Here is a 24,593-nt window from a genome sequence, read left to right as displayed (position 1 = left end):
GGAAAAAGGACTTCCTTTTTCTGTTCATTTAAAGATGGAAAAAGATGAAAAGAAAAATAATAGTTTGCGATGAGAGCTCAATGGTATTGGAGGCTCTTTTATTGGTTTTAACGGATAAGTATGAGGTGTATACCATTTCCCAATCAAAAAAGCTGATAGGTGCAGTTGAAAGCATTCATCCCGATATCGTGCTCATGAGCGCAGAAATGCATTGGCAGTTTGACGGTAATCTAATCTTGCAAAGTCTTTTTTCTAAAACCTTCAAAACTATTCCGGTGATCATGATGTCTGCCAATCTGGCGGATAGTGAGTCGGCAAAGGCATGGGGTGCGGATAGCTTTTTACCAAAACCTTTGGACTTAAATGAGCTATACTATCAGCTCGAGAAATGTACAAAAATGACATGTCGCTCGACAGCTTGATCAGCATGTAATGAAAGTGCTGTGGTCGATTTGCCGACATGAAAAACGATGCAGTATAGTGGCAGAATTAAAAAGCATGGGGTATGGTAAACCAAAAATTACTACCTTCGCCCGGTGTGCTATCCACTCCGATTTCACCGCCATGCCGACGCACGATTTCAGCAGAAATATACAGCCCCAATCCGAGGCCAGAGTATTTTTTTCCGTCAGGATAGACCCGGTAATAGCGTTCGAAAATTTGATGCTGTAGTTCGGGGGCAATACCTTCGCCATAATCTCGAACGTGGATTTTCACATCGTCGGCTTTCTTTTCGATCCGCACATCAATTTTATAGGATTCGGGCGCATATTTGATCGCATTATTGATGAGGTTGGAAACGACTTGTTCGATACGCTGCTCATCGGCATTGATCACAGCGTCAAGATCGCCGATCAAATTGAGCTGATGCTTGCCGATAATATTGATATCCTGGAAGCAGGAGCGGATCACTTTAGCCGCTGAAATAGGTGTTTTATTCAGTTTTAATTGCCCCAAACTGATGCGGTGCATATTGAGCAGATCATCGACCAGTGCTGTTATTTTTTTGACACTGACGCCCGACATGTCAATCAGTTTGCTGATGGTAACATCTGCCGATTTATCCTTGAGCATCTCCAGCATCTGTATTGTGCCCCGTAAACTGGTAATGGGAGTTTTGAGCTCATGGCTGGCGATACTGAGAAAATCCTCTTTCTGGGCTTCGTAATTTTTGCGTTTGGTGACATCTACGGTGACGCCGATGAGGTCCAAGGGTTTCCCTTCGGCATCATAACGGGTTAGCCCCGAAGAATTGATCCAATGTAGCGAGCCATCGGGCCAACACGTAAGATATTCGGCCTGATAGGTTATATTCTTAGCAATAGCTTCCTGAACTTTTTGCTCTACCGCCTCACGATGCTCGGGCACAATGGCTTGTATAAAGTCTTTAAATTGAAAGTCTCCTGTTGGGGGAAGACCGAAATGGCTTTTGCAGGTGGCTGATGCATTGTTTTTCCAGTTTTGAATATCGAGGTGGTAGGTTCCCAATTCTCCCGCTTTCAATGCGATTTCCAATTGCTGGTTGAGTGCTTCAAGATGTTCTTTCTGAAGGATACGATCGGTCACCCTATTGGCAATTACAATGATTGATTCCGTTTTTCCATCCTCGCCACTTAAGGGTTCATAGATAAAGTCAAAATACTGTTGAGATAGTACGCCGTCATATTCAAGCATGACAGGCGCGGTATCACCAATATAGGTTTCCCCACTGGTAAACACGTTATAAAGAATATCGAGATAAGGCTGATCTTGCAGCTCTGGCAATGCAGTGGCCAGCGGATGCCCGATGACAGCGGTGGTTTTGCCCCAGATTTTGAGCACCATATCATTGGCCACTTCAATCGTCAATTCGCGGCCTGTTAGAATGGCGAAAGCAATCGGAGCCTTGGTAATAAATGATTTTAAACGCTGCTCGCTCTTTTTCAGATTCTTATTGAGCAATAGCGTGATGTCATAGGATTTATACAACTTGCTGTTGGTGAGCGTGAGCTGCTCGTTTGTAGCCTCCAGCTCGCTGTTGAGGTCGAGCAGCCGCTGCTGCATATTGGCTAGGTTGATATTGGTGGAAGCCACTTCTTGGACGTTTTCAATGGCTGCATAACGTAAAGCGACCTGATCCATTGCAGTACGGGCAAAGGACGCCAGCATGCGCTCTTCGGCGGCACTAAATTCGCGACATTGATAATCAGCAATACTGAATGTACCGATATGAAATCCATCGGAAGTGATCAATGGGGCAGCAGCATAGAAGCGCAGTCGATGTACCCCGCCAAAATTAGCTTCCGTGCTGACCCACACCTTGCCTTGTTGGATGATGTGCGATAGAAGGCTATCCGTACGGCTAATCTGTATCGGATCGATGCCGATAGCTGACTTAACAAAGATCCGTTCTGCGTCAACAAAGGAGAGTAATAGTACCGGCGTCCGAAAAACCTGTGCCGCTATTTCCAACAGGCCATCAAAAATTTTTTCGGAAGGGCTATCCATAATTTCGTAACGCTGCAGTGCGGCAATCCTTTCAATTTCCCTACGTGGTGTGGCCGCTTCGCTGAATACATCTTCTGTCATATGACCGGATTATCTTTACGTAAAGATAACCCAATCTTGGCAGATATACTACGCCGATGCAATAAAATTAATTTTTGTATAATAAAGCTGTTCGGAGTCGTCAGTTAGCTGTGCTGGCTCATTAATGAACATGGTTTAATACCTCAACCTCCTGAAATGTGAAACCTACGCGTATGGCTTTCAAACCGATCAGCCCCTGTAGGTCTTCCACCTCAAACTGTTCGATATCAGCCTCGAGCAGGCCTTTGTGCTGAAGCAGTTTTATATAGCCCAGGTATTCGGTTTCTTCGTGAATGGTGGAATAGACTATGACCAGTTTTCCTTTTTGGGTAATGCGCTCCGATTTTCCTTTAATCTTTGCTTTGTCGATGCGTTTCTTGGCAATTTCATACCGTACATTGTAGGAACCGTCGATATCAAACTGTTTTTCGTCCATCCGGAAACGGATGGAAATAGGTGTTGCAAAGACAAGCACTAGCGAGGTCACCTCCAGTTGATGCGGCAGTGAGGGCTGCAGCAACTTAAATTCGTGTTCCATTGCGCACATGACCTGCAGCTGCCATAAGCGTAAGTTGCGCAGGTAATACAGCTCAAAGTTGCGGTCGGGCGCAATGGATGCACCAATATACATATTGTGTTCGATACCATCCGTTTTGTAGCGTTCGTAATAATGGGGGAAATATTCTTGGGCTTCGACCTGTTTTTCGTCCAACACGGCCACGAGCTTTTTATTGATGAGGGTGATGGAACTGTCATAATCGCGACGCGCCTCATAAAAACCGCCGATTGCGGGGTTGATACGTTCAAAATACCGGTCAATTGCATCGACAATGTGGGCATCTCGGGTGCTTTTACGGAAATTCTCCAGTATAGGATGGATGTCAGCATGAAAATAATCGAGCATCTGTTGTTCGGTATCCGTCAGCAACGCATGCTGAAGTGCCGCCAGGTTTCTTTCCAGATCGAAAATCTTCTGCTCAAACAAGGGTAATTTTTGTGTTTGATTGACGGCTGTGAATAGGGTGATCAGTTCGCTGTTTTGGTTGAACAGATCCTGCCGTATAGCTTGGTTGCGCGATTCTGATGAACCCTGTACGTCGATCTGTCCGTAAAGCGGATAGACATGATCGAAGACAATCTCCTGCAGGGCATAGTCTTTTCCGAAAGCGCGGTCGTTCAGAAAGTGGACAGCTTCTTCCTGAAACCGCCATTTGACACTCGGGTGGATGGAGGTGTATTCCTTTTGGATCACTGCCTCGATCTGATTTTCTGTCTCGGAAAATGCTTTGGACACTTTATCTTTAATAAAAGGCAGAATAAAGTTGAGCTTGTTGGCATTGACAGAATTGAGTTCGCGTACCCGCGACGATGACATCTCCAGCAGACCCAAAACTTTGCCGCCTTCGATAAGGGGCACAAAAATAAAGCTCTTGACCTGCTGCTGCTTCAGCTTATTGATAAAATAGGCCTGTTTCGGATCAGTGATGGGCATCTTGTCGATATCGGGCACGACAAGATATTCATCTTTTGTCAGCAGGCTCTCGAGGGTGTCGCTGCAGAGCATCTCTTCACACTCGGTGATCGTGGAATCGTAGAGCAGATGGCTGTAAAGCTGTTTTTCGACAATCCGTAAGTTGTATTCGTTTCGGACCTTTTCAAATGAGGTGAGACCGATGCGCAGATCGCTAATTTTGTAGATAGACCTAAAAATATTTTCAATTTCTGCCAGCTGGATTGCGCTTTTCTCGCGGAGTAGATTACTCTTGAAGCTCGATACCGCATTTTCAATGGTGGCATCAAAAAGGGTCATTATGGCAAAGCCTTTTAAGATCCAGCTCCGTTCGGGGAATTTGGATTTCCATAAGGCAATATCCGAAAAATTGTCGATCAATTCAACAATATCTTCTTCTGAAAGATGCACAGTGCGTTCAGTGGGGATAATATCCATAAAATCGGCATTGAACAATACGCGGTAATGATGGATAATATTATTTTTATCTGGAATATCCAAAAATTGGGGCGCATCCATAGCATCTACCTTAAAGCCATAATACTGGCTGATGATGACGCAGCAATTGAGAATATAATAGGTGTCGGCAGAGATGTCGCGAAGACTGAATTCATAGTGATCGCCAGCATCGCTTAAGATTTTTTCGAGTCTTGCGGTGTGATTGAACGTGTAGAGATGAAAGGGAATCGTAACGGCCTTGATCTCATTGTGTGTTAGTGAGCTCGGGAACAGGTCTGCCAGCAGCACCCTGATGATGGGCTCGTAGCGCAACAGATCGTCAGCTTTCTCCACACCTTCGATTAGTTGGGGATATTTCTTGATTTCGTCCAGTAACGAGCGCGCGTAAGCGGCCTGAAAATCGATCGGCGATAAGGCGGCTTTTTCAAAGGCGGGTATAATCTTGTGAAAAGCGATCAGGGTTTTGAACGGACTGGAATCAAAGGCGAAATTAAACTGCATAATGGTTGTTCCCGACTAAATTAGATTATTGCTGGAAGATGTACAAAAATAAAAAATAATCGGCGATTGCAGAACGGATTTTAAATACATTTTTCCGTTTTTACGGAAGGATGTCATATCGGCTCCGTCCACTGCTGTCTAGCTATAGGTTAATAATCGTAAAAGCACCAAACTGTATGGTCATGCGCTTGTTCTATACACAAAAGACGCAAGCAAGCGGAATCAGATCGCACAGAAGGAATAGGGGGTTGCTTAAAGCAGCGATTAACTTGAGCTCAGCGATTGGGAAACGCAGGCAGAGGTCAGAAGGCTGGCAACAGCAATAAGGATATGACAACGCATATGAAAATTAAAAACTAATACCATGGAAGAGAGAACTACATTTACGGGGATTCCCGTGACCAACGACGAAGGAATAGAAAAGTATTTTGATTTTGAAGTAGGTCGGGAGGAAGGCCAAAACGAATATGCACGCATTACAATGGATGGATGCCAGCTCATCTTAGATGAACAACTGGCTTATCTCAGCGGTGATCTGCCGGAAGAATGGCACAGGCCAGCGATCGATAAACTACTCTTTTTATTGTCGGTAGACCGTAATAGTGATGATAGCGCACAGGCGTAATAGGTGGAAATAAGGTCGTATACAGCGAATCGTCTCAATAGGCTACTGGATCGAAGGGACAATGGGTAGGCTTGACGTGTTGGATGGTGCGGAGAAACAGTCTATGGAGTATAAACAAAAAAAGCTCATCGTATGATGAGCTTTTTTTGTACCTAGGGCGGGAATCGAACCCGCACTCCCTTAACGGGAACAGGATTTTAAGTCCTGCGTGTCTACCAGTTCCACCACCTAGGCAGGTGAGCGAAAAACGAGATTCGAACTCGCGACCCCAACCTTGGCAAGGTTGTGCTCTACCAGCTGAGCTATTTTCGCATTGGAATTATTATTCTTTCAATCGGTCAGAACCTTGCGTTCTTCCTTTTCGGTGGTGCCAGCTGGATTCGAACCAGCGACACAAGGATTTTCAGTCCTTTGCTCTACCAACTGAGCTATGGCACCTTTTCAACGTGAGCTGTTTGCCTTATTGATGATGCAAATATAGACGGATTATTTGAATTACGAAAGCGAAAAGCGCTTTTTTTTACGTTTAAACGCCAACCTGCTGATTTTTAAGTAAAAAAAAATAAGGGGCTATCCGTATGGAATAGCCCCTGTATAGTTTGTTGATGCTGTTGATTACGACAATTTGCCAACTTCTAAGACCAAATCAACAATTTTGTTTGAATAACCCCACTCGTTATCGTACCAAGATACCACTTTAACGAAGTTGTCATTCAATGAAATTCCAGCTTTCGCATCGAAGATTGATGTACGTGCATCACCTAAGAAATCTGAAGAAACAACTTCGTCTTCAGTATAACCCAAGATACCTTTCAATTCACCTTCAGAAGCTTCTTTCATCGCTGCCTTGATGTCTTCGTAGGAAGCACCTTTGTTTAAACGTACTGTCAAGTCAACAACTGAAACGTCTGCTGTAGGAACGCGCAATGACATACCTGTCAATTTACCTTTCAATTCAGGAAGAACCAAACCTACTGCTTTAGCAGCACCTGTAGATGAAGGGATGATGTTTTGGTATGCACCACGGCCACCTCTCCAGTCTTTTACTGAAGGACCATCCACTGTTTTTTGTGTTGCAGTTACGGCGTGAACTGTAGTCATCAAACCTTCAACGATACCAAATTTATCATTCAATACTTTAGCGATAGGCGCTAAACAGTTTGTTGTACATGAAGCGTTCGAAACGATATTTTGATCAGCTTTCAATTCTTTGTGGTTTACACCCATTACGAAAGTAGGGGTATCGTCTTTTGCTGGAGCAGACATTACCACTTTCTTAGCACCTGCATCGATATGTTTTTGAGCCAACTCTTGTGTCAAGAAGAAGCCTGTAGATTCGATGATCACTTCAGCACCTACTTCATCCCATTTCAAGTTTGCTGGATCTTTCTCAGCTGTAACGCGAATAGTTTTTCCGTTAACAACCAAATTACCGTCTTTTACTTCTACAGAACCGTCAAATTTGCCATGTGTTGAATCATATTTCAACATATAAGCCATATAGTCTGGTTCAACTAAGTCATTGATACCAACAATTTCAATTTCTGGACGATTGATTGCTGCTCTGAATGCTAAACGACCAATACGGCCAAATCCGTTAATTCCAATTTTCATATTCTTAATTTTTATTGATATAATATTTAATTAAATTGTGTATTGGTTCCTTGACTACAGTTCCAATACTGATATTAAATTCTTCTGTGGCAACTTCCCGGAGGAGGTTCTCATAATTGAACGCAACCGAACCGGTAAAGTTTACGTCACTGTCGGGATATTCTTTCATTAGCGGCTTGATGTAAGTTTTAATAAACGTACGAAGCCCGTTTTTAACCAGCTGATTGATGAATAAATGATCTTTGTTGTCAAGTACAAAATCGGTAAAGGAATTCAGAAAATTTGTCGGTTGAGGTGCAAAATAAACCCGTTCCAAAATCATTTTCTTATCAATATTAAATTGTCTTTCCAATTTGTCCCGAAGATCAATAGGGAGAGATTCTGTCATATAATGTTTGAGCAGCTGCTGGCTATTCCAATTTGTCGCTCCCTCATCGGCTAGGATGTAGCCTAGACCATAGTTATTATCAATGATTTTTTTCCCTGTATAATAAGCTGCATTCGATCCACTTCCTATAATCCCAATGATGCCTCTTTCGTCGCCAAACGTAGAAATCGCCGAAGCGATTACATCATGGTCTACCCGCACACGAGCGTTGACAAAAAAACGTTCCAAGACATTCTTTATTTTATCTTTGCGCTCCTTGGACGATGACCCCGCACCAAAAAAATAAATCCGCTTTATTTTCTCGGCGTTGTTGATCAGATTGGTGTTCTTGTGCAGGTGCTGTAGTATGGAACGCTCATCTTGAAGATAGGGATTGATCCCGTTCATGCGAAAACCAGTGGTTATACGGCCTTTATCGGCCAATCTCCAGTCCGAAAATCGCGATCCACTATATACTACTGCTATCATGTCTGTTCAATTTATGATTATAAAATCTCAGCCATTTCCAATAAATCAGGGCTAAGTTTGATTTCCTTATTGCTGATTGCTTCTTCAATTGGAGTTGTTTGGATTTCATTGCCACGCAGACCTACAGTTATTCGTGTATTTCCTGCCAATAATTCATTGACAGCAGCAAAGCCCAATCGACTAGCAAGCACGCGGTCGAAACTCGTTGGAGAACCACCTCGTTGCAAATGCCCTAATATACTAACTTTCGTGTCGTAATGATCAAACTTTTCTTTTACTTTTTTCGCTACATAATATGCTCCACCGTTTTGGTCGCCCTCAGCAACAATAACGATAGAGGATGATTTCTTCTTAATAGCCCCATCTTCCAGGTGGCGGATCAAATCGTCAATAGCCGTTTCTTTTTCAGGAAGTAAAATAGCTTCGGCTCCGCCTGCAATACCGGCATTTAAAGCGATACAGCCTGAGTCTCTACCCATTACTTCCACAAAGAAAAGACGCTCATGCGAAGCTGCCGTATCTCTGATTTTATCAATTGCTTCAATAACGGTATTATTGGCCGTATCGTACCCAATGGTATAATCTGAACCATACAAATCGTTGTCTATCGTTCCCGGTATTCCTACTACGGGAATGTCGAATTCTTTGGAAAAAAAGTTTGCACCGGTAAAGGATCCATCACCGCCGATTACCACCAAAGCGTCAACACCGGCAGCTTTTAGATTATCGTAGCCTTTTTGACGGCCTTCTGGTGTTTTGAACTCCATGCAACGCGCCGTTTTCAATATTGTACCGCCACGTTGGATGATATTACTGACCGAACGTGTATCCATTTCTATAAAATTGGCATCGATCAGGCCTTGATAACCTTGGTAAATACCAGTAACTTCTAATCCCTTATGTAATGCTGTACGAACTACAGCACGTATACAGGCATTCATGCCAGGAGCATCACCTCCGGATGTTAAAACGCCTATTTTTTTAATTTCTTTTATCACACGCAATATTTTAGGTGATACGAATATAAGATTTTTATAGTGTATATTCTACACTTTGAATAAATTTTTCAATATTTTTTTGCGCATCACGTTTAGGAAGCGTATAATTGTTACAGATAACCCGATGATTAGTAACCGCTAAATTTAGCTCAGTATATTGCACATAAATAGATTTAGAAGTTTTGTATAGTAATTTTACCGTAGACTGTGTCATATTAGGCTTTCACGAAGGAGAATTAAAAGTTCTTCTGGCCGAAAGAAATGAATATCCTTTTAAGGATTGGTGGGCATTGCCAGGCTTTTTCGTGGATAACGATGAAGAGATGGAAGATGCCGTAAAGCGGATTTTGTATGAAAATACAGGTTTGAAAGACGTCTTTATGGATCAGCTCCATTCCTTTGCCGGTTTAAAAAGGCATCCAAAGGGAAGAATTTTGACCGTGGCTTATTACGCCCTCATTCAATTGGACAGTACCAAACTGAAAACTAAGCCTGTTACAAATTACATGAAACAGGCCAAATGGTTTCCTGTTCGTAATGTACCCGAACTGGCCTTTGACCACAAGCAGATTTTGGATCTCTGTCTGGAAAGATTGCAGCGTCGCCTCGCTTATAAGCCTATCGCTTTTGAATTGCTTCCCGAAAAATTTACCCTTACCCAATTACAGCTGGTCTATGAGGGAATATTGAATAAACAACTCGATAAACGCAATTTTAGAAAGAAAATGCAAAACTATGGGTTTCTAAAAGAACTCGATGAGGTACAGACCGGTGTGGCGTATCGCGCAGCAAGACTCTATAAATTGGACAAAAGGAAGTTTCTAAAACATTTTCAGAACACGGTCGCATTCTGATTGTGTGATTTATCCTAATAAAGGCAAACTTATAAAGTTTGCCTTTTTTGTTGTCAGCTCAATATCAAAATTATTACAATTTCAAAATTTATTTTGTACGGCATGTTACTTTTTATATTTTTGAACAATTTCTGATAAAAGTCAGAAAGTTGAAAGGAGTTTTTTGAAGAATGGAAGATAGAAAAGATCAAATCATCGAGGCGGCGATACGGCGCTTTATGCATTACGGTTTTAGTAAGACTACGATGAATGAAATTGCGGAGGATATAAAAATTACTAAAGCGAATTTGTATTACTATTATTCGGAAAAGAATGCACTTATACGCGACGTAATTGTGCGTTTAACAGATGAATATAGGGAAGAGGAGGAAAAGGTGGCCGATGCACATGAAGGTACTACGTACGAACTGATCATCAAGATTTTGGAGCTGCGTGATGCATTTGTACGGAAATACTATATGTTGCACATGAACGAAAATCTGGAATGGATAAAGGGGCTTTCTATGCAGGATTTTTTTCAGTGCCTGCATGACCGCGATGTAAAAGCGTTATTTGAGATTTTGCAGGTAGGTGCCGAAAAGGGGGAAATCGACGGTGAGGAACTCTATAAGACCGCTGAAATCTATGTGGAATTGATGAAGAGTCTCTCGCTGATGTGCAATATTTCGGATATCATTTCGGGCATACCAAACCAGGACCGTTTTGATGAAGTATTACAAAAGCAAAAGTTGGCTACCAAGCTTTTTTTTAATGGTATAGGTAAAAAGTAGATATAAAATTAGGATAAACAAATTAGGAATGAAAACAATCAGAATACTAGCCAGCCTTTTATTAGGTACGATGGTTTTCCAAAGTCATGCACAACAACAGTTAACCTTAAGTGACGCCATTAAATTTGCGTTGCAAAATAAGGCTGATGCAAAAAAGGCAGGTCTTGATATTGCAAATGCTGAGCACAAAATTGCGGAAGTTAAATCGGGAGCATTGCCGCAGGTGAATTTTAACGGTGGAATTACCTACAATCCAATGATCCAAAAAGTTGCTTTACCGGGGGAAATTGTCGGTCAGCCGGGAACAACTGTGATGGCCGCTTTTGGACAAAAATGGCAATCTACCAATACCATCAGTTTAAACCAACAGCTGTTTAACCAGACGGTATTTACGGGACTGAAAGCTGCAAAAACGACTCGCGAATTTTATGTGATCAATAAGACCTTGACGGATGAGCAACTGATCGAGAAAGTGGCTAATAGTTATTATGATGTTTACCAGTCCAAACTGCAGTTAAAAACCGTGGACAATAACCTGGAAAGTACCACCAAAACACGGGATGTTATTGAAGGGTTGGTTAAAAACGGATTGGCGAAAAAAATTGACCTGGATCGTACCAATGTTGCCGTGACAAACCTGAAAGCTTCTAGGCAACAACTTATTAATGCGGTGGAACTGAAAGAAAATGCATTGAAATTTGTTATCGGCATGTCCATGTCCGAGCAGATTACCATGCCGACTTCAACATTTGAAACCGTAGCACTGGATGCGATATATGATCCGCTTGATGTGTCGAATAGGACAGAAATCCAGGTGCTTTCAAAACAGAATGAATTGCTTGAACTAAATAAAAAGGCAGAAATCTCCAAATATTATCCGACGCTGTCGTTGACCGCTAACTACGGACGACAAGGACTGGGGCCTGTATTCCCGATATTTTCTAAGGCACAGGGCGTAAATTGGTCTGGCTTTTCTGGCATCGGACTTAACCTTACCGTTCCTATTTTCAATGGTTTCCTCACGCGATCGAAAGTTCGTCAGGCGCAGATTGATATTGATAAATTGCAGATCGATATTGCCGATACGAAGCTAGCATTGAATATGGCTGCTGAGAATTCGCGGGTTCAGATCAAAAACTCGTTATTGACTATCGAGTCGAACCGTAAAAATGTGGATCTGGCAAAATCAGTATTGGATGATACCAACAACAATTATAAAAATGGCCTAGCGACATTGACTGATCTGCTGGATGCCGAAAATGCGTATGCAGATGCGCAAAATAATTTAAATACTTCTTTGCTGGATTATAAAATCGCTGAGGTTCAGCTGATCAAAGCGAATGGAAAACTTAAATCATTGATTAACGAATAATTGACTAATACAATATGAAACGCGGAATTATTACCCTACTTATTATTGCTGCTGGTTTAGCAGGAATATTTTTTGTGTTAAATAAGAATAAAAAGAAAAATGAGGCCGAAACAGCGGAGGTTGCCAAGAAAAATGCAGCAATCGCCGTACGTATCGATACAGCGAAAGTGTCGTCCATGGATTTACGCTATACCGCAAATGGCACCTTCTCTCCAAAACAGGAAGTGACCGTTTCGGCTCAAACTGCCGGCAGAGTAGTCAGAGTATTGGTGGATGAAGGTTCCCGCGTGAGCGCCGGACAGACTTTAGCGATCATTGAAGGCGATAAACTGAATGTAAACGTAGCCAATGCGCAAGCCGCATTTACCAATGCGCAGGCTGATCTGCAACGCTTTGAAAGTGCTTACTCGACCGGAGGTGTAACCAAACAGCAGTTGGATCAGGTGAAATTGCAGTTCGAAAATGCCAAGAATAATTTAAAAGCATCTAAATTGAATGCCGGCGATGTGACCATCAAAACGTCAGTATCGGGAATCGTCAATGCACGTAAGATTGAACCGGGTACCTACCTGAATATTGGCGCTCCAGCCTTTGATATTGTCAATGTAGCCACCTTGAAATTGCGCGTTAACGTCGACGAAAAGAACGTTGCGACGTTAAAGATCGGTCAGTCTGTTGACGTGAGTGCAAGTGTTTATGCAGATCAGCGCTTTACAGGAAAGATAACGTTTATTGCCCCCAAATCGGACGGTAGCTTAAATTTTCCAGTAGAGATAGAGGTCAATAATGCATCAAACAAATTGCGTGCAGGTATGTACGGTACAGCAATCTTTGGTGAGGGTGTTGCCACCAATACCTTAATCGTGCCGCGCAATGCTTTTGTAGGTAGTGTGAGTGACAATAAGATTTTTGTGCTCAAAAATGGTAAAGCAATTGAAACAACGGTCAAATCGGGTAGAAACTTTGGTGATTACATCGAGATTTTAGGTGGTTTGCAAGATGGTGATCAGGTAATTGTATCGGGTCAGATCAATTTATTTGACCAAAGCCCTGTAGAAATTATTAAATAGAGGATACTGTAATCAATAGCTGATGAAACGCTGTCTTTGCACGGCTATTTAAAATAAAATATTCTAATGAAAATTACCGAAATATCGATAAAACGCCCCAGTATCATTATCGTATTATTTATAATACTGACATTGGGTGGGTTGTTTTCTTATACGCAATTGGGCTACGAACTGGTCCCTAAGTTTGAAATCAACGTAATCACGGTACAAACAATCTATCCGGGGGCATCGCCTGCGGAAGTGGAAAGTTCGGTCACCAAGAAAATAGAAGATGCAATTTCTTCGTTGGAAAGTATTAAAAAGGTGGAGTCGACCTCGCTCGAAGGGGTTTCGATTGTGATGGTTACCCTGAATAACGGTGCAGATGTCAACTTCCTCCTTACAGACGCCCAACGAAAAATCAACGCTGTCGTCAACGATTTGCCGGACGATGTGAAGACGCCTTCGCTCTCCAAATTCTCGTTTGATGATGTGGCAATCATGAGTCTGGCCGTCACATCCAACTTGTCAGAGAAAGAGCTTTACGACTTATTGGACAATAAAATTCAACCGGTTTTTGCACGGATCAATGGGGTAGCCAAGGTTGACATGATCGGTGGGGAGGAACGCGAAATACAGATTTCCGTAGATCCGAAAAAAATTGAAGGTTATGGACTGACAATTTCTCAGGTGCAACAGACTATTGCATCGTCCAACCTGGATTTTCCTACAGGTAACGTCAGTACCCGCGACAACCGTACAACGATTCGTCTTGCAGGTAAAGTAACCTCTATCGAAGAGTTGCGCAATCTGCCTATCACTACACCTGCAGGCGTGCAGATTTATCTGCGCGATATCGCCGATGTGCAGGATGGTATCAAAGAGATTGAAAAGGTGGCACGTTTGGACCGCCAAAACACGATATTGCTACAGGTATTTAAACAGTCTGATGCGAATGCCGTGGCTGTGTCTGAGGCCGTAAAGAAAGTTATCGCTGTACATGATAAAGATGGAAAAGTTATTAGTGGGGTAGAGAAGGATTATGCGGCGCAGAATATTAAAATTCTGGTGGCTAATGACTCTTCTGATTTTACCTTAAATGCGGCTGATAACGTTATCCACGATTTGATGATCGCCATTGCTTTGGTGGGTTTTATCATGCTGTTCTTCCTGCAAAGTTTGCGTAATGCTGCCATTACCATGGTTGCGATCCCGCTCTCCTTGATTGCGACTTTTATCGGTTTGCTACTGATGGGGTATACCTTAAACCTCATGTCCTTACTGGGACTGTCATTGGTGGTAGGTATCTTGGTGGATGATGCGATCGTGGTGATCGAAAATATTCACCGCCATATGGAGATGGGAAAAAATAAAGTACGCGCAGCGTATGATGGGGCGTCTGAAATTGGATTTACGGTAACGGCAATCACCTTGGTCATTGTCGTCGTGTTCCTTCCAATCGCCATGTCAACGGGATTGGTGGCCAATATCCTTGCACAGTTCTGTGTGACTGTCATCATCTCGACGCTATTGTCCTTATTGGTATCCTTTACGGTCGTACCTTGGTTGTATTCACGCTTCGGTAAATTGGAGCATCTGAGCAAGAAGTCGCTGTTTGGTCGTGTTATCCATGGTTTTGAAAGTGGATTGAACAGCTTTACACATTGGGTTGCCGGTTTGTTAACCTGGTCATTGAAGAATGTCAAAACCAAATTAGCCACCTTAGGTTTGGCAATCGGTTTACTTATTGCATCATTTGCACTCGTGGTTAAAGGTTATATCGGTTCGGATTTCTTTCCGAGTGTAGACCGAAAAGAATTTTTTATCCAGCTGGAACTCGATAAAGATGCTTCTTTGGAAAAGACGAACTTGTTAACGCAGAAAGCCGAGGCATATATCACGGCGAAGCCAGACGTCAAGGAAATCATTACCACAGTAGGTCAGTCCTCAGACGGAATGGCGTCGACAACAGGCTCACGTTATAAATCGGAGATCCATGTGATTCTCGACAAGGAAAATTTTGAAGGCAACTCGCAGGTGTATTCAGCAACATTAAAACGCGAACTGGAAAATAAGCTGATCGGTGCCAAGATCAAAACTGTAAACGTGGGTATCATGGGAGCGGAACAAGCGCCATTGAAATTGACCATCATTGGTGCCTCGGTCGAAGATGCGCAGGAATTTGCTGAGAAAGCAGCAGATCTATTGCGGAAAATTCCTGGATCTGCAGGGGTTAAGTTGACTTCCGAAGCCGGTAATCCGGAGATCAATGTGAAGATAGACCGCGATAAAATGACTTCGTTGGGATTGAACGTATCTACCGTAGGTATGACCATGCAGACAGCATTCTCCGGTAATACGGATAATAAATATAGAGCGGGGGATAACGAGTATGACATCAATATACGCTATAACGAAAGTGGTCGTGCAACGATCGACAACGTGCGTGCCCTTAAATTTATCAACAATCAAGGCGCTTCCATTTCATTGGATCAATTTGCTGAAGTGACTTATGGCTCGGGACCTACTTTGCTAGAACGACGCGACAAATCGCCAGCCGTATCTATTCAGGGGCAGGCCATCGGTAGACCGATGGGTACTGTCGCTCAGGAGTGGCAGGCGCAGTTTGAGAAATTGCCGCGTAAACCCGGAATTGTATTTGTATGGGGTGGTAATATGGAAAACCAAAGTGAAGGTTTCGGTACATTGGGAATCGCTTTGTTAGCATCTATCATCTTAGTATACCTCGTTATGGTCGCATTGTACGACAGTTTTATCACACCTTTTGTTGTGTTATTTTCGATTCCATTGTCGTTTATTGGTGCATTGTTGTTCCTGGCATTAGGAAATCAGACTTTGAACATCTTTACCATTTTGGGTATTATCATGTTGATTGGTCTAGTTGCTAAAAATGCGATCATGCTGGTCGATTTTGCAAACCACCGTAAGGAAGCCGGCGATAATACACACGACGCTTTGGTCGCTGCCAACCACGCGCGACTTCGCCCGATCCTGATGACTACAATTGCGATGGTTTTCGGTATGATCCCTATTGCGATCGCTACTGGAGATGGAGCAGATATGAACAGGGGGCTCGCTATTGTTATCATCGGGGGTCTGTTGTCCTCTCTGTTTTTGACTTTGGTTGTCGTGCCCGTGGTATACTCTATTTTTGACAGCCTTCAACGTCGTTTTGGAAAGAAAGAAAAGACTGACTATGAAGCCTTGATGAAGGAAGATTACGACCATGTGGACGTGGCAGAACATTAAAAAATAAGTAAATGTAATATCCAAAAAAGGCGGTTAATATGTGTTAACCGCCTTTTTTGTATTAATTTTAGGTTAATCAATCGATTGCATAAATATTTTTTATTACATTGCGTCGCATTAACAAAATATACACTTAAAATTGAGACAAGCATGTGTGGAATTGTAGGATACACAGGTTATCGTCAGGCGTACGGTATCGTCATTGACGGATTGAAAAAGTTAGAATACCGTGGATATGACAGTGCTGGAGTGGCATTGCATAAAGGTGATCAGATCGATGTTTATAAAAAGACAGGTAAAGTCGCAAACTTAGAAGAGTTTGTGTTCGGTCAGGATCTCCAATCAACTACAGCGATAGGCCATACACGTTGGGCAACACACGGTGAGCCTTCGGACAGAAATGCACACCCCCATTATTCTAATAGTGGACGCATAGCCATGATCCATAACGGGATTATCGAAAACTACGCTTCTTTGAAGTCGGAATTGATCAACAAAGGGTATACGTTTAAGAGCGATACGGATACAGAGGTGCTCGTCAATTTTATTGAAGAGATTCAATCTCAGAACGAATGCTCGCTAGAAGAAGCTATTCGTATTGCCTTGAAACGGGTAGTAGGAGCTTATGTGATCCTCGTATTGGAGGCAGGTCATCCGGATCGTATTATTGCAGCGCGTAAAGGAAGTCCTTTAGTTATTGGTATCGGTAAAAATGAGCATTTTTTGGGTTCAGATGCTTCGCCGATGCTAGCCTACACCAAAGAGGTGGTATACATCAACGATTACGAATTGGCGATCATTACGCCGGACGAACTGATCTTGAAAAATCTAGGTAATGAACGCATCACACCTTACGTTCAAAAATTAGATCTTGAGTTGTCAGCAATCGAAAAAGGCGGTTACGACCACTTTATGCTAAAGGAAATATTCGAACAACCCGATACTATTTTCGACTCCATGCGTGGTCGGCTAGACCTGCAGTCGCATCAGATTACGCTGAGCGGTATCGAGAAGTTTGCAAACGAAATCAGTAATACCAACCGCATTGTGATTGTCGCTTGTGGAACAAGCTGGCACGCCGGACTTATCGCAGAGTATATTATTGAGGAACTGTGCCGAATTAATGTGGAGGTCGAATATGCCTCGGAATTCCGCTATCGTAATCCCGTTATCCATCCTGGAGATGTAATTTTGGCCATCTCTCAAAGTGGTGAGACTGCTGATACGTTAGTCGCTTTGGAAAATGCTAAAAAACAAGGTGCTATTATTTTAGGCGTTGTCAATGTGGTGGGATCTTCTATTGCCCGTCTTTCGGATGCTGGTGCCTATACACATGCAGGTCCTGAAATCGGCGTAGCAAGTACCAAAGCGTTTACAGCACAACTGACAGTACTGAACCTAATTGCTTTAAAAATCGCTTCATTAAAGGGTTCAATCAGCGACGAACGTTACCAGGCACTTGCTCGGGAATTGAATGAAGTTCCGAAGAAAGTGGAATGGATCTTAGATACGCAGGTGGAGAAAATCAAACAGATTGCCAAAAAGTATAAAGATGCCCGCGACTTCCTATTCTTAGGCAGGGGATATAACTTTCCGGTTGCCCTCGAAGGTGCCCTGAAGTTGAAGGAAATTTCATACATCCATGCCGAAGGTTACCCGGCAGCGGAAATGAAACATGGTCCTATCGCATTGGTAGATGAAAACTTACCTGTTGTATTTATCGCCACTAAAGATGCTTATCACGAAAAGATTGTATCGAATATCCAAGAGATCAAAGCGCGTAAAGGCAAAATCATCTCGGTTGTCACCCAAGGCGATACTGTTTCTGAAAGCTTATCGGATGATTTTATGGAAATACCAGAAGCCGATGAAATCATTGCACCATTGATTTCTGTTGTGCCACTGCAACTCCTATCGTATTATATTGGCGTAGAGCTAGGATTGGATGTGGATAAACCACGTAACTTGGCTAAGTCCGTAACTGTAGAGTAAGGAGGCTGATGAGTATATTGAAGAAAAAACCTTTGGAGCAGCTGGGATATGGATTTATCCCAGCTGAATTTATTCCAGCAGGACAAGACGAATATACCCTGCGTTTTCAACAAAATCCGCGGAATGACTTTCGGGATCTGACGGATGAAGAGATTCAGCAGTTAATCAAAAACGGCAACTGGTCCAGCGACTGGTCCAAAGTTAAAGTATCGGCGGTCTTTGATCCAAATCAGATCCAACATTGTAAATTCTATGGTCTGGTCCGTATCGGAAATCTGAGCCCAAGTTACCTGGACTATCGCAATTTGAAATTGCCTATAGGCCTGTATCATTCCACGATTGTAAGTTCGGATTTTGGCGACGATGTTGCTGTCCATCACGTGGGTTTTCTGTCTTACTTTATCGTTGGTAATGAGGTGCTGTTAAGCCAGATTAAGGAAATGGAAACAGGCAGTACAGCGAAATTTGGCAATGGTATTCTTCGCGATGGCGAAGCGCCCGAAAAACGGATACAGCTGGAGCTCTGCAATGAAAATGGTGCACGCTCGGTCTATCCTTTTGATGGCATGCAGTCTGCAGACGTATACCTCTGGACCCGTAATCGACAGGATCATGTGCTGCAACGCCGATTTGGGGAATTGACTGATCAGAAATTTGGCAGTCAACGTGGCTTTTACAGTCAGATCGGCGACCGTTGTGTCATCAAAAATACCTTCACGATCAAAAATGTAAAGATCGGAACTGATGTATATATCAAAGGCGTCAGCAAACTGAAAAATGTGACGGTCAATTCCTCGCAGGAATCTTATACCCAGATTGGCGAAGGCTGTGAGCTTGTCAATGGTATCATAGGCTACGGCTGCCGCATATTTTACGGTGTTAAAGCCGTACGTTTCATCTTGGCTTCTTATTCGCAGTTGAAGTACGGTGCTCGTCTGATCAACTCGTATCTGGGCGACAACTCCACTATTTCCTGTTGCGAAGTATTAAATTCTTTGATCTTCCCGGCACATGAGCAGCACCATAACAATTCTTTTCTATGTGCGGCGCTCGTGATGGGCCAAAGTAATATGGCTGCGGGAGCTACGGTAGGATCCAATCACAACTCTAGAGCAGCGGACGGTGAAATTATCGCGGGACGTGGTTTTTGGCCGGGACTCTGTGTCAGTTTAAAACACAACTCCAGATTTGCATCGTATTGTCTTATTGTCAAAGGAGATTTTCTGCACGAATTGGACATTAGATTGCCTTTTACGTTGGTAAGCAATGATGTGCAGCATGATCAGCTGGTATTGATTCCGGGCTATTGGTTTATGTACAATATGTACGCGCTGGTGCGTAATGCCAATAAATATGAAGCCAGGGATAACCGACATTTCAAAAACCAATATTTTGAATACGATATGTTGGCACCGGATACGGTGAATGAAATGTTTGAAGGAATGGATCTGTTGGCTTTAGCCGTTGCAGATAGTCTTCATACCGCAGCAGGTAAGGAAGTGCAGGAGCGTATTATTGCCGGCCGGGCACTGCTCGCCAACAATATGGATCTCAAGAACCAGACCATTGTGCTCCAAGGAGCAGAGAATTCCCGAAGACCTACCGTAATTCAGAAAGTAGGTGAGGCGTACCATTTGTATCGCTCGTTTATCAAATACTACGGTGTGTTGCATTTGATGGACGCACTCGAGGACGGTCTTTCGCTGCAGGATATCATTGAATCCTTAGCGGATAAGACGCGTACAAGCTGGCAAAATATAGGTGGACAGCTGATCGAAAGCAACGCGTTGCAAACTTTTCTGAATGATATTAAATCTAAAAAAATAGATTCTTGGGATGAAGTCCACGAGTTCTATCATGATAAGAGTAAAGCTTATGCCTTGGATAAACGTGAACATGCGCTCTTGTCTTTAATGGAGATTCTAAATTTAGAAGGGATGGCTTTATCAGCAGATAAAATTGTATCTTTGTTGGATCAGGCACTCGGACACCGAATCTGGATTGGTGAACAGATTTACAAATCGCGCGCTAAAGACTACAAAAATCCATTCAAAAACATGGTGTATGCCAATGATGAAGAACGAGATATTGTGGTAGGAAAGCTGGAGGAGAACTCCTTTATCAATCAACAACAAAAAGAATTAGAGACATTTAAGATAAGGGTTGCTAATTTGAAAGGGCAATTTTAAAAGAAAGGCTTCCGCTCGGAGGCCTTTTCTTTTTTGAACTCTACACTGCCTGAAGAAGCTCCACACTGCCTGAAGAAGCTCCACACTGCCCAAAAATCCGCGCTGCTCTCGAGCGTGAATTGCAGTTCTTTAATCATTAATCTTATCAAGAGGTTTGCGTTTATTCTCTTTGATCTGTTTAAAGTGACTCGGTGTAAGTCCAGTAACCTTTTTAAATTGATTACTTAAATAAGCAACACTGGAGTAATTGAGTTTATAAGCAATTTCACTCAGGGTGAGTTCGTCATAAACCAATAACTCTTTGACATATTCAATTTTTTGGCCAATGAAATACTTTTCGATGGTCATGCCTTCCACTTCTGAAAAAAGATTGGAGATGTAGTTGTAGTCGTGATGTACTTCCTTGCTGATAATTTCGGAAAGATTGAGGTTAGTATCATTATGCTGGTTGCGGATAAGGTCCAAAACAAGATGTTTGACCTGCTCAATGATGACCGTTCTTTTATCGTCAATGAGTTCAAAGCCAAGGCTGGAAAAGGTGGCAGCAAGTTGCTTGGTCTCCGCTTTGGTTAGTTCTTCATCGATTTCAACCTGACCCAAGGAAATATGTTTGATATGGAGATTGAGCTTGGCCAATTCATTTTCAACGACCATAATGCACCGATTGCACACCATATTCTTTATCGCAAGTTTCATATGTAAATTATTTTAAATACAAGTTACCAATGTAAACCCAAAAATCGATAATTTATTGGACATGGGGTTGTAAGATTTGGAGATTATCTTGTATTATTTTTTAAAGCGTTACGGTTTGATTTCAATGGGAGTGCCAATTGGAACTGCTTTAAAAAGTTCATCAATCTCCGAGTTAGTTAGCGCCATACAACCTAAAGTCCAGTCCATGTGCCGCTGCAACTTGCCGATAAAGCCCATACCATTTCTAAGCCCGTGGATCTTAATGTCGCCGCCAGCTGCCTTTCCTAAGGCTTTGGCCTGGGCGATATCTGCTTGATTGGGATAGGAGACCCCAAGGTTTTTGTGGTAGTCGCTATACTGATTTTTATCGTTGATCGTATATAGACCCTCAGGTGTTTTTAAATCGCCTTCAAACTGTTTGGCACCGATAGGTTGCCTACCCAGTGAAATCCGGTAAGTTTTTAACAGCCTTCCGTCACTATACGCTAATAGCGACCTTTTCGATTTGTAGACGACAAGCTTGTCGACTTTAGCGTTGTTACTTAGTGCAGGTTCCGGATAGCTGTTGTAGCCCCACAGCCCCAGGGCAATAAGGATAAAGAGAGCGATAACCGTTTTTAATACTATTTTACGTTTTTTTTGTCGCTTCATCTTTGAGAAGTTTTAAAAGTGTATAAATGGGTAAACGAAGTGCCAGACACTGCGCTGGCACTCGGTTTATTTTTATGCTTTCGTTTTCCGGAAGATAAAGTATAATCCGACTAATATAAAAGGTATACTTAATAACTGACCCATGTTTAGAGCCATGCTTTGCTCGAACGCTTCCTGGTCGATTTTAAAATGTTCCAGCACCATACGCGCGCCGAACAATAAGACCATAAAAATGCCGAATAGCTGACCTCTCTGACGGTTGGGATTTGACTTGAATAGGGAACCGATGATGATAAAGATCAAAATATAAGCGATAGCTTCATAAAGCTGTCCGGGATGACGGGGTATATTGTCTACACGTTCGAAGACAATAGCCCAAGGAAGGTCGCTGGGGGTTCCAATAATTTCGGAATTAAAGAAATTCCCAATACGGATAAGTGCGCCGGCAATAGGGACAACGACAACGAGTCGGTCTGCCAGCCACAGAAAATCGGTTTTCGTTTTTCTGCAAAATAAATAAAGCGCGACAAGAATCCCCATGGCCCCACCATGGGAAGCTAGGCCTGCAAAGCCTGTGATATGAAATCCTGTATTATCCCACTTGAATGGTAGGAAAATCTCCAGGATATGATCTTTATAATACTCAAAATCGTAAAACAGGCAGTGCCCCAATCGTGCTCCGATTAAAGTGCCCAGAAAAATATAAATTGATAGTTGATCTAGTTGCTCCTGTGTACGGCCTTCTTTTTTGAAAATACGCAACATAATGACGTATGAGACAAAAAATGCCAATAGCCAGCACAATGCATAATAACGCAGGGCAAAGGCGCCGAAGTTGAACATTTCAGGGTCAATATTCCAATGTATTGCACTTAATATTGAATTCATAAATTTTATAGCTGTTTAAATTACTTTGGAGTAAAGATAAGCTTTAATCTCATTTTTTTGGTTATAATTTGCTTAAACAAGAGCAACACGATCATGGCGTTTGTTATTTCAGGTAAGCAGGCCTTCTTTCTGCTATTATTTTCCAAAAAACATTTTTACTTTTGCAATTCATTGAAATTTTCATATTTTGACGAAAGTAAATAGAAAAGGAAAAGATGGCAGAAAAAAACAAGAAAAAAGAGCCGAAACACAATACGATTGTGACTAAAGATTCGCTTTCATTTTTTGAAAAATATATCAACAACGCTTCTCCAACAGGATTTGAGTGGGATGGACAGCGTTTATGGCTGGATTATTTAAAGCCTTATGTCGACGAGACGTTTGTAGACAACTACGGTACTGCCGTGGGTGTAATTAACCCGAGGGCGGAGTACAAAGTGGTTATAGAGGCTCATGCTGATGAGATTTCTTGGTTTGTCAATTATATAACAAAAGACGGGCTGATCTATGTGATACGCAACGGTGGTTCGGATCACCAGATAGCACCCTCTAAGCGCGTGAATATTCATACGGAAAACGGTATCGTCAAAGCCGTATTCGGCTGGCCGGCTATTCATACACGTTCGGGCGAGAAAGAAGAGAACCCTACATTAAAAAATATCTTTTTGGATTGCGGTTGCAGCACCAAAGAGGAGGTCGAAGCTTTGGGTATCCATGTCGGTTGTGTGATCACTTACGAAGATACATTCTCTATCCTGAATGATCGTTATTATGTCGGACGTGCGATGGACAATAGGGCAGGTGGCTTTATGATCGCTGAGGTGGCACGCTTGCTAAAAGAGAATAAAAAGAAATTGCCATTTGGATTATATATCGTAAATTCGGTGCAGGAAGAAATTGGTTTACGTGGAGCAGAAATGATTGCAGACCGGATCAAACCGAATGTCGCTATCGTTACCGATGTAACGCATGATACGCAGACTCCGATGATTAATAAGATCACGCAGGGGGACCTGTTCTCAGGAAAAGGCCCGGTATTGTCGTATGCACCAGCAGTGCAGATCAATTTGAATAAGCTGTTGGTGAAGGTTGCTGAAAAGAATAATATTCCATTCCAGCGTCAGGCTTCTTCCCGTTTTACTGGAACTGACACGGATGCATTCGCCTATAGTAATGGTGGTGTACCGTCGGCGCTGATTTCTTTGCCACTGCGATATATGCACACGACAGTAGAGATGGTTCATAAAGAGGATGTCGACAACGTGATCAGACTGATCTATGAAACATTATTGAATATAGAGAATGGTCAAGACTTTAGAACATTTACAAAGTAGAATTTAGAATATATTAACTTATCATTAGAATTATTATGGAAAATAACCAAAATCAAAACGAATTGAGCATCGAGTTGACAGAAGAAGTAGCAGAAGGAATCTACTCAAATCTTGCGATTATCACTCACTCTAATACTGAATTTGTGGTTGACTTTATCCGTGTGATGCCAGGAGTGCCAAAAGCAAAAGTGAAATCAAGAATCGTTTTGACTCCGGAGCATGCTAAACGCTTGTTAGGTGCATTGGTTGATAACGTGAATCGTTTCGAGGCGTTGAACGGTCCGATTAAAATGGATGTAGGCGCTGCTGAACAACCTCAACAAGGTGGTGACCCTACTGTAGCATTTCCTTTCGGAACTCCACAAGGTCAAGCATAGTTGATAAAAACTATCCCTGA

General features: G+C 42.5%; 19 protein-coding genes and 3 tRNA genes. 11 read left to right on the top strand and 11 right to left on the bottom strand.

Going from position 1 to position 24,593, the window contains the following annotated elements; all coding sequences use genetic code 11:
- Positions 1-44: 44 nt before the first annotated feature.
- The gene (locus B3E00_RS04305; RefSeq protein WP_293937108.1) at positions 45-422 is read left to right on the top strand and encodes a response regulator; all 378 of its coding nucleotides are present in this window, start codon (positions 45-47) and stop codon (positions 420-422) included.
- A 67-nt stretch (positions 423-489) separates the two neighbouring features.
- On the opposite strand, the gene B3E00_RS04300 is transcribed toward B3E00_RS04305, so the two are convergent.
- Positions 490-2,568: an ATP-binding protein gene (locus tag B3E00_RS04300; RefSeq protein WP_293937106.1), complete on the bottom strand. Its 2,079-nt coding sequence runs from the start codon at positions 2,566-2,568 to the stop codon at positions 490-492.
- Positions 2,569-2,689: 121 nt separating this feature from the next.
- Positions 2,690-5,038 (bottom strand): GAF domain-containing protein, encoded by a 2,349-nt coding sequence (locus B3E00_RS04295; RefSeq protein ID WP_293937104.1) that lies wholly within the window; start codon positions 5,036-5,038, stop codon positions 2,690-2,692.
- A gap of 364 nt (positions 5,039-5,402) precedes the next feature.
- Between B3E00_RS04295 and B3E00_RS04290 the strand changes: the two genes are divergently transcribed.
- Positions 5,403-5,663 carry a hypothetical protein gene (locus tag B3E00_RS04290; protein ID WP_293884484.1) on the top strand — a complete coding sequence of 87 codons (261 nt, stop codon included), beginning with the start codon at positions 5,403-5,405 and terminating at the stop codon, positions 5,661-5,663.
- 149 nt (positions 5,664-5,812) lie between these two features.
- On the opposite strand, the gene B3E00_RS04285 is transcribed toward B3E00_RS04290, so the two are convergent.
- From B3E00_RS04285 to pfkA, 6 genes are all read right to left on the bottom strand, one after another.
- A tRNA-Leu gene (locus B3E00_RS04285) sits at positions 5,813-5,897 on the bottom strand.
- Positions 5,898-5,902: 5 nt separating this feature from the next.
- Positions 5,903-5,975 (bottom strand) — tRNA-Gly (locus tag B3E00_RS04280).
- Between the two features lie 53 nt (positions 5,976-6,028).
- Positions 6,029-6,101, bottom strand: a tRNA-Phe gene (locus tag B3E00_RS04275).
- A gap of 177 nt (positions 6,102-6,278) precedes the next feature.
- Positions 6,279-7,277, bottom strand: a complete 999-nt coding sequence (gene gap / locus B3E00_RS04270) for a type I glyceraldehyde-3-phosphate dehydrogenase (protein ID WP_209581127.1) — start codon at positions 7,275-7,277, stop codon at positions 6,279-6,281.
- 4 nt (positions 7,278-7,281) lie between these two features.
- The gene (locus tag B3E00_RS04265) at positions 7,282-8,133 is read right to left on the bottom strand and encodes a hypothetical protein (protein WP_209581123.1); all 852 of its coding nucleotides are present in this window, start codon (positions 8,131-8,133) and stop codon (positions 7,282-7,284) included.
- A 17-nt stretch (positions 8,134-8,150) separates the two neighbouring features.
- Positions 8,151-9,128 (bottom strand): 6-phosphofructokinase, encoded by a 978-nt coding sequence (pfkA, locus tag B3E00_RS04260; RefSeq protein ID WP_409050308.1) that lies wholly within the window; start codon positions 9,126-9,128, stop codon positions 8,151-8,153.
- Between the two features lie 185 nt (positions 9,129-9,313).
- On the opposite strand from pfkA, the gene B3E00_RS04255 reads away from it, so the two are divergent.
- The 7 genes from B3E00_RS04255 (at position 9,314) to B3E00_RS04225 (ending at position 20,627) form a co-directional block, all read left to right on the top strand.
- Positions 9,314-9,985, top strand: a complete 672-nt coding sequence (locus tag B3E00_RS04255) for an NUDIX hydrolase (RefSeq protein ID WP_209581110.1) — start codon at positions 9,314-9,316, stop codon at positions 9,983-9,985.
- A gap of 170 nt (positions 9,986-10,155) precedes the next feature.
- Positions 10,156-10,755 (top strand): TetR/AcrR family transcriptional regulator, encoded by a 600-nt coding sequence (locus B3E00_RS04250; protein ID WP_293887999.1) that lies wholly within the window; start codon positions 10,156-10,158, stop codon positions 10,753-10,755.
- A gap of 28 nt (positions 10,756-10,783) precedes the next feature.
- Entirely contained in the window at positions 10,784-12,127 is a 1,344-nt protein-coding gene (locus B3E00_RS04245; RefSeq protein ID WP_293884486.1) for a TolC family protein, read from the top strand.
- 14 nt (positions 12,128-12,141) lie between these two features.
- On the top strand, positions 12,142-13,197 hold the full coding sequence (locus B3E00_RS04240; protein ID WP_209581101.1) for an efflux RND transporter periplasmic adaptor subunit: 1,056 nt from the start codon (positions 12,142-12,144) through the stop codon (positions 13,195-13,197).
- A gap of 66 nt (positions 13,198-13,263) precedes the next feature.
- Positions 13,264-16,446, top strand: a complete 3,183-nt coding sequence (locus B3E00_RS04235) for an efflux RND transporter permease subunit (protein ID WP_293884487.1) — start codon at positions 13,264-13,266, stop codon at positions 16,444-16,446.
- Positions 16,447-16,596: 150 nt separating this feature from the next.
- Positions 16,597-18,438, top strand: coding sequence for a glutamine--fructose-6-phosphate transaminase (isomerizing) (gene glmS / locus B3E00_RS04230; RefSeq protein ID WP_293937102.1), 1,842 nt, complete (start codon positions 16,597-16,599; stop codon positions 18,436-18,438).
- An 8-nt stretch (positions 18,439-18,446) separates the two neighbouring features.
- Positions 18,447-20,627, top strand: a complete 2,181-nt coding sequence (locus tag B3E00_RS04225) for a DUF4954 family protein (RefSeq protein WP_293884489.1) — start codon at positions 18,447-18,449, stop codon at positions 20,625-20,627.
- 129 nt (positions 20,628-20,756) lie between these two features.
- Here the strand turns inward: B3E00_RS04225 and B3E00_RS04220 are convergent, their stop codons facing one another.
- From B3E00_RS04220 to lgt, 3 genes are all read right to left on the bottom strand, one after another.
- Entirely contained in the window at positions 20,757-21,323 is a 567-nt protein-coding gene (locus B3E00_RS04220; RefSeq protein ID WP_293888002.1) for a helix-turn-helix domain-containing protein, read from the bottom strand.
- A gap of 108 nt (positions 21,324-21,431) precedes the next feature.
- On the bottom strand, positions 21,432-21,974 hold the full coding sequence (locus tag B3E00_RS04215) for a L,D-transpeptidase family protein (RefSeq protein WP_293888004.1): 543 nt from the start codon (positions 21,972-21,974) through the stop codon (positions 21,432-21,434).
- Positions 21,975-22,046: 72 nt separating this feature from the next.
- On the bottom strand, positions 22,047-22,862 hold the full coding sequence (gene lgt, locus B3E00_RS04210) for a prolipoprotein diacylglyceryl transferase (protein ID WP_293884492.1): 816 nt from the start codon (positions 22,860-22,862) through the stop codon (positions 22,047-22,049).
- Positions 22,863-23,077: 215 nt separating this feature from the next.
- On the opposite strand from lgt, the gene B3E00_RS04205 reads away from it, so the two are divergent.
- Together B3E00_RS04205 and B3E00_RS04200 are read left to right on the top strand one after the other, a co-directional pair.
- Positions 23,078-24,196: a M42 family metallopeptidase gene (locus tag B3E00_RS04205; protein WP_293884493.1), complete on the top strand. Its 1,119-nt coding sequence runs from the start codon at positions 23,078-23,080 to the stop codon at positions 24,194-24,196.
- Between the two features lie 35 nt (positions 24,197-24,231).
- Complete coding sequence (locus B3E00_RS04200) at positions 24,232-24,573, top strand: DUF3467 domain-containing protein (protein WP_293888008.1); 342 nt, start codon at positions 24,232-24,234, stop codon at positions 24,571-24,573.
- The last annotated feature ends 20 nt before the right edge of the window (positions 24,574-24,593 follow it).

Source organism: Sphingobacterium sp. UBA5996, from assembly GCF_002429765.1.
In the GTDB taxonomy this organism is placed as follows: domain Bacteria; phylum Bacteroidota; class Bacteroidia; order Sphingobacteriales; family Sphingobacteriaceae; genus Sphingobacterium.
This window is presented reverse-complemented; position numbering and strand designations above follow the sequence as displayed.